The organism is Candidatus Chloroploca sp. Khr17, from assembly GCF_004138165.1.
Classification (GTDB): domain Bacteria; phylum Chloroflexota; class Chloroflexia; order Chloroflexales; family Chloroflexaceae; genus Chloroploca.
Genome location: NZ_RYFF01000115.1, coordinates 1 through 5259 on the forward strand (window position 1 = coordinate 1; position 5259 = coordinate 5259).

A 5259-nucleotide genomic window follows, 5' to 3' on the forward strand; every position below is an offset into this window, starting at 1 on the left:
CGAGCCGATCTTGTACCGCAAAGGGTAGGCGTAGCGTGTACGTTCGCCAGCGCATAACCGGGTGCGCACGGGATATGCGTGTTGCATAAACTGCCACAGCGAGCGGTTGTCACCCCTTGAGCATAACGCCGCGACTAGCCTAAGCGATGCCTTTCCCATGCTCGAACACGGGGAACGGCTGCCCCGTCGTGCGCAGGATGCGCTGCTCCACTTTGTGCAGCACGGCAACCGCAATTTGCGCCTGCTGGATCGCGCCGCTGCGCCACCTGCCCTGGTGTCACCAGCGATCCTGGCTGACGCGACCGTTGTGCTCATCCATGACCAGCCCAGGCCGCGGACAGTGACCCCGACTGCGCTCCAGGCGTTGCTCAACGAACTGAGCACGATTGCTGCGGTGCTGGAAGACGTTGCAAGCCAGAATGGCGAGGTATAACTGGTATGGACGATGTGTTCGCAATAATGTTTTGGACGAGCTTTTTGTGTTGTTTTCCGGTGTTGATTATTGGTGGATCAGTTGGTTTTGTGGTGTACCGCAACACGCAGCGGCGTGCGGCGAGCGCAGCGATTGCTCAGGGGTTGGGCTTGCAGCCAACGGCCAGAGCCAAGCAGATGCAGTGGTATGAAGGGCGGTTGCGCAATGGTCGGTTGTGTGCCTATGTCCCCATCATCTTCAAGCGCACCTCTTACAATCACGAGGGACAGCGACGTAGTAGCTACGTCTCGGCGGCGCGACTGGTGCTAGAGGTCAAACGGGAGCAGCCTTTGCATCTCAATGTCTTCCGTCATGAGAACTGGAGCCAGAAGAGAGCCCCACTGGACAGTTTTGCGACCGCCTTCGCAGCCGACAACGGCAGCAAACTCACCAGTAGCCAGCAAGCCGCCCTGCTCGGCTTTGCCCAGGCATACCCCGGTGCGACGATTTGGCTGAGTGACCGCGCAGGAGCATCCACCGATGTGTTCAATGCCCCAGAGGTCATGGCGGGCACTACCAGCTTCTTGCTGTTTGAATACCAGGTGGTTAACCCATCGCCGGAAGAGATTCAGGTGAAAGTGGTCGAGCTCAGCCGCTTGGCGAGTCTGTTCGAGACCTGATTCTCCGACGGCTACTGCCAGGGCGATTGCATCTTCTGTGTATGCACCCCGCTAGGGCACCCGCGAGGGGTGCCCGTACACCGGGCCTGGCCCCGTAGGTGCCCCCCTTGCGGGTGCCGCCGGGCCTGATAGGGCCCCTGCCAGAACCACCCGCTCGCACGTTTGCGCCGCTGGTTGCATGCACATGCGGCCAAAGAGCGTGTCTTGTTGTATCCGGTTTTGTATGATGCCATCGCCCTACGGCTACTGCCTCCAGGTGATGCAGGTATTGCACGACTGTGGTAGCATGATGCCACCCCGCCGCACGCCTCCGTTGAGGGGCCTTGGTCGTTTTGATCGCTAGGTGCCTTGCGGTGGAAGTTCAATCGAGAGGAAGGAAGCAACCTGATGACATCTCCAACCAAGCATTTTTTTGACATTGACCTGCAGCATGGCGTGTTGCCGGTCTCGAAAGCGGCTAGTTCGCTGGCATCGATGATCCGGCGCTCTGCCCAGCAGCAGCGACCCGTCGTGATTACGCAGAAGGGGAAACCAACGGCGGTTTTGCTCTCCATCGAGTTGTTTGATACGCTGCGGGCGCGGGTGGCGGCGGCCAACAAGCCCGCTGCTGAGCCGCAGGAGGCGGAGGGCTAGGGTTCAGGCCCGCCTCTGGTCGTGCGAGCAGATTGATCAGCGCTGTTCTGCGCAAAGTTGCATTTCGGTTGCTGCTCGGCGTACGTCCATCCACGCGACAGCCTTCCGCACGCAGATCCGTCGTATCTTCCGTGCTGAGCGCGCTGATGACTCTCTGGCTTATGCGAGCATTCTGGCGAATCTGGATCCGCTGGTTGGACAGATCCGCAGCTTGCTTGATGGCAACGCTGCCCAGGAAGCGTTGCCATTGATCGAGGCGCTGGCCGATGAGTATCCCAAGGGTTTGATCGATTACGATGACTCCGACAGCACGTTGGGGGCCTTTTTCTTCGATCTGGCCGAGCTCTGGGCCCTGGCGCTGCTGGGGGCTCCGCTCAAGAAGGCAAAGCTGAACTTCTCCACGAAGGACTGCTTGACCAAGCGATTGCCGCCCTGGGAACCCGCCCGAGCAGCGAAGATCTAGCGCGGGCGATGGAAGCCAGGACGGCAACTCAGCCAGACTGGGGCATTCGAGCGGCGACCTCCCGTGCGACCGAGGTCATGGATGTTGGCGAGGCCCTGGATTCGGCTATTGTCTTGAGCCGCCTGGGGGTAAGCGTCCAACTCGACGGCAACTGGATTGGCGCTATGTTGGCTGGCAAACGTCTGCTGGTAACCAACGGTTCCCCCTGCTCGCCGGCCTCACGCCGGTGTTCCAGGCTTGCTGCCCGCCCAAGCTCCAGACCACGTAGGTGGCCTTTGGATCGGCAACCGAGGCGTTGACGCCGATGGGAGAACGGTGAAGCATGTAAGACGTTTCTTCCCTACATTCTTATCATCGACATTGTTGCACTTACAAGCTATACTAAAAGTGGTGAGTATAAGACGTAAATAACTCCATCAGATCTATTCTCAATTACTCACCGTCATACCCATCGCCATGATCTGATCTGTCCTGCCCCAGGTTCAAGGAGTCAGTGTGACGCGATCGTTGGTCTAACCTCACGGAGGATGCCATGACGTATCGTTCTCTTGTTGCGCTCCTTGCGTTGATCGTGACCGGAGTTTTTGGCCCGTTGCTGCTTGCGACGCTGCCGTTCACCGAATTGGTGCCAGCAGTTGCTGCGGCGACGCTGCTCCATGCGATGCCGCCCAGGGCACGAGCGATGGAACAGTTGCCCTTGACCACGCCAGAGCAAACGCCTTCACCCTTGCCACAGGTGAGCGTTGGCGGCTATCGCACGTGTGTGATCAATCGAGCCGGACAACTCTCCTGTTGGGGCTTGGATACTGATGTTCCGGATGATCTCGGTCTCGTGGTGCAGGTCAGCGCGGGTCCGGCGCATATCTGTGCGCTGACCACCGAGGGCGACGTGCGCTGCTGGGACAATTATGGCTACGGCCAAACCGCCGTGCCCGACGACCTCGGGGCCGTGGCCCAGGTTAGTGCAGGTGCGCAGCATATCTGTGCGCTGACCACCGAGGGCGACGTGCGCTGCTGGGGTGATAATGACAACGGCCAAAGCACCGTGCCCGACGACCTCGAAACCGTGGCCCAGGTCAGCGCGGGGTGGTTGCATACCTGTGCGGTGACCACCGAAGGCACGCTGCGCTGCTGGGGCAGTAATGACTTCGGTCAAAGCACCGTGCCCGAAGACCTTGGAATCGTGGCCCAGGTTATTACAGGTGCGCATCACACCTGTGCGGTGACCACCGAAGGCATCCTGCGCTGCTGGGGTGATAATAACGACGGCCAGAGCACCGTGCCCGACGACCTCGGAACCGTGGCCCAGGTCAGCGCGGGGCCGTGGCATACCTGTGCGGTGACCACCGAAGACACCGTGCGCTGCTGGGGCAGTAATACCTTCAGACAGAGCAGCGTGCCCAACGACCTTGGAACCGTGGCGCAGGTTAGTGTGGGGACGAATCACTCCTGTATCTTGACCACCAACGAAGTGCTACGCTGTTGGGGGAGTTATAGCATCAGCCAGAACACCATGCCGGGTAACCTGCAAACCGTGGCGCAGGTCAGCGCAAGAGCCAGGCATACCTGTGCCGTCACAAGTGAGCATACGGTACAGTGTTGGGGCTACAACACGTATTGGGGAGGCTATAGCGGGCAAGCTATGCTGCCCGACGACCTCGGAGCTGTGGCCCAGGTTAGTGCAGGCTGGGCACATACCTGTGCCTTGACGACCGAAGGTACCGTGCGCTGCTGGGGGCACGATAACGTCGGCCAGAGCACCGTGCCCAACGACCTCGGGGTCGCCGCGCATGTCAGCGCAGGTGGGTTGCACACCTGTGCAATAACGACTGAAGGCACCGTGCACTGCTGGGGCTATGCTGAGTTCAGCCAGGTGCCCCCTAACCTTAAAGCGGTACAACAGATCAGCGCAGGTGAGGTGCATACCTGTGCGCTGACAAGCGAGGGTGACATCCGCTGCTGGGGCAGTAATAGCTTCGGCCAGACCACGGTGCCCGACGGCCTCGGCACGGTGACGCAAGTTAGCGCGGGCGGCAGCTATACATGTGCCGTAACAACCGAGGGCACCGTGAGCTGCTGGGGGCACGATGACAACGGCCAGAGCACAGTGCCCGACGACCTTGGCGCCGTGGTGCAGATCAGCGCGGGGGCGAATCACACCTGTGCCATAACCACCGACGGGGCACTACGCTGCTGGGGTGACAATTATTTCGGTCAGAGCACGGTGCCGGACGACCTCGGAACCGTGGCGCAGATCAGCGCGGGGTGGGATCATACCTGTGCCATAACCACCGACGGGGCACTACGCTGCTGGGGTGACAATGCTTACGGCCAGAGCACACCACCCTATGAACCCCTGCGGGTACGCTTGGCAACCATCAGCGGGCGCGTGCTGCTCAACGGGCACGGGCTGGCCGAGGTGCCATTGGCTCTGTCCGATGGCGTCAGTACCACCCAGACCGATGCCACAGGAGCGTACACGTTCACCGAGATCCTCCAGCGCCCGCTCTCTCTAACCCCTTCGCGGCCAGGGTATCGGTTTGTGCCCGCCTCCCGCAGGCTTCTGCTGACCAGCAACCTTGCTGACCAGGATTTTGAGGCGGTTTACGATGCCCAGATGACCCTCAATTATACCCAGGGAGCGCCAGGGAGTACCTTTGTGATCACCGGCACCGATGTGCCACCGGGGCAGATGGTGCAGTTCAGCGTCAATGGCGAGCCGCTGGGCAATCCCTTACGCGTCGGGGATAACGGGCAGATAATCGTGCTCGTCGCCACCGCCCCTGAAGCCGCACCCGGCTTCTACGTGGTGGTGATGCGGATTGAACCCGTGCTCCCGTCCCAGTTGCCCACCTCAGTGCAACGCCACTATCAACTCGTGACCGAAGGGCCAGAAGCCCTTGTACGGCAGCCTCCCCCAGCGCTTGAAGCCCCCACACTGGCCGTGCCAGCCACGGTAGACGGCTTTGCGCAGCGGCCATGCAGCTATCTGCCGTTTGTAGGCCCTGAAATACGCGATATCCCGTGGGATGAGCAATAGGGGCGGAGCCCCCCCCCCCCCCCCCCCCCTC

Annotated in this window: 5 protein-coding genes; all 5 read left to right on the forward strand. The window is 60.9% G+C overall.

Annotated elements, in window-relative coordinates; genetic code table 11:
• Positions 1-157 precede the first annotated feature (157 nt).
• The 5 genes from EKD05_RS25030 (at position 158) to EKD05_RS25050 (ending at position 5228) form a co-directional block, all read left to right on the forward strand.
• The gene (locus EKD05_RS25030) at positions 158-433 is read left to right on the forward strand and encodes a hypothetical protein (protein ID WP_129678312.1); all 276 of its coding nucleotides are present in this window, start codon (positions 158-160) and stop codon (positions 431-433) included.
• A 5-nt stretch (positions 434-438) separates the two neighbouring features.
• On the forward strand, positions 439-1092 hold the full coding sequence (locus tag EKD05_RS25035) for a hypothetical protein (protein WP_129678315.1): 654 nt from the start codon (positions 439-441) through the stop codon (positions 1090-1092).
• A 387-nt stretch (positions 1093-1479) separates the two neighbouring features.
• Complete coding sequence (locus EKD05_RS25040; protein WP_129678317.1) at positions 1480-1725, forward strand: type II toxin-antitoxin system Phd/YefM family antitoxin; 246 nt, start codon at positions 1480-1482, stop codon at positions 1723-1725.
• Positions 1726-1936: 211 nt separating this feature from the next.
• Positions 1937-2188 (forward strand): hypothetical protein, encoded by a 252-nt coding sequence (locus tag EKD05_RS25045; RefSeq protein ID WP_129678320.1) that lies wholly within the window; start codon positions 1937-1939, stop codon positions 2186-2188.
• 532 nt (positions 2189-2720) lie between these two features.
• The gene (locus EKD05_RS25050) at positions 2721-5228 is read left to right on the forward strand and encodes a hypothetical protein (protein ID WP_129678322.1); all 2508 of its coding nucleotides are present in this window, start codon (positions 2721-2723) and stop codon (positions 5226-5228) included.
• Positions 5229-5259: the final 31 nt, after the last annotated feature.

Coding starts and splice junctions, on each gene's coding strand:
- EKD05_RS25030 (WP_129678312.1), top strand. CDS start 158: ATGCTCGAACACGGGGAACGGCTGCCCCGTCGTGCGCAGGATGCGCTG.
- EKD05_RS25035 (WP_129678315.1), top strand. CDS start 439: ATGGACGATGTGTTCGCAATAATGTTTTGGACGAGCTTTTTGTGTTGT.
- EKD05_RS25040 (WP_129678317.1), top strand. CDS start 1,480: ATGACATCTCCAACCAAGCATTTTTTTGACATTGACCTGCAGCATGGC.
- EKD05_RS25050 (WP_129678322.1), top strand. CDS start 2,721: ATGACGTATCGTTCTCTTGTTGCGCTCCTTGCGTTGATCGTGACCGGA.